Here is a 1,331-nt window from a genome sequence, read left to right as displayed (position 1 = left end):
TGGAAAGGATAAGTAGGCAAAGGCAAGCGAGAACGAAGATAATCAGCATCAAAACTTTGCCAATTGATAGCTACACCACGCACATACAAACTTCCGGCAGCCGATAATAAACTTTGCCAGCAAGACTTATCTTCTCGACGCAAACAAGGCAACAACTCCAACGAATCAGAAAAAGGCAATTTTGCTGCCATCCCACACAAAACAGGATGAACTCCAATTTCCACAAACAACTGATAAGCTTGAGAGTGCAACCACTGCATGGCTTGGGCAAACAGAACTGGTTTGCGAATTTGCTCGCACCAGTATTGAGTATCCATCACCCCAGTCACGGGCATACCAGTCACATTCGATATGAGTGTAATTTGTGGTACTTGCCAGTTGACAGTATTTGCTTGGCTAGCAAATGCCTCCAGCATTGGCTCCATCAAAGATGAGTGAAAAGCGTGAGACACAGATAACTTGTGTGTGATTATACCCGATGCTTGGAGTTGGTCACACACAGCCGCAACTGCTTGGGCACTGCCGGAGATAACTGTGTTTTCAGTTGAGTTTTCTGCGGCAATCTCAATGGTGTTGGTATAAGGTAAGACTTGCTCCACTGGGGCAAAGACTGCTGCCATTGCTCCATTTGTTGGTAGTGCTTGCATGAGGCGGGCACGGGCTGCAACTAAGCGTAATCCCTCTTCTAAGCTCATTACCCCGGCAACGGTGGCTGCGACGTATTCACCTAAGCTATGCCCAATCACGGCATCTGGTTTGACTCCCCAAGTTTGCCACAATTGGGCAAGAGCGTATTCGATTACGAATAGGGCTGGTTGGGTGTAGCTGGTTTGTTGCAACAGGTGCTGTTGTTGCCCATATAGTACTTCCAACAGGGGTGTTTCGAGTTCGGTTGCTAAAATCTGGGCGCATTTGTCTACTGTGGCTTTGAAGGATGGCTGAGTTTGGTAGAGTTGTTTGCCCATTTCTGGGTATTGGCTGCCTTGCCCGGTGAAGAGGAAGCAGATTTTGGGCTGGGTTTGGGCGATGCCAAATAAGATGTTGGTTTGGGTTTGGTTTTGGCTGTAGGCTTGGAGGGTGCTTTGCAGTTGTTGGCTGGATGAGGCGATCAGGGCGAGGCGGTGTGGTTGTTGTGCTCTTCCGGTGTTGGTGCTGTAGCAGATGTTGGCTAGGGCTTGGTTGGGATTTTGGCTGAGGTGTTGGTGATATTTGACGGCTAGTTGTTTGAGGGCTGTTTCGGTTTTGGCGCTGAGGGTGAGGATGTGTTGAGTGCGATCGCTCCTATTTTGTTTTAATATTGGCTCTGCTGCTTCTTCTACCACTATGTGGAC

General features: G+C 48.5%; 1 protein-coding gene. It reads right to left on the bottom strand.

The genetic code is table 11. The annotated features are described in order from the left end of the window. Positions 1-1,331, bottom strand: a 1,331-nt coding sequence (locus tag UYC_RS0100070) for an acyltransferase domain-containing protein (RefSeq protein WP_016879176.1), incomplete at both ends; no start/stop codon positions are given.

The organism is Chlorogloeopsis fritschii PCC 6912 (assembly GCF_000317285.1).
In the GTDB taxonomy this organism is placed as follows: Bacteria; Cyanobacteriota; Cyanobacteriia; order Cyanobacteriales; family Nostocaceae; genus Chlorogloeopsis; species Chlorogloeopsis fritschii.
Note: the sequence above shows the minus strand (reverse complement) of the source record. Positions and strands in the feature narration are given on the sequence as shown.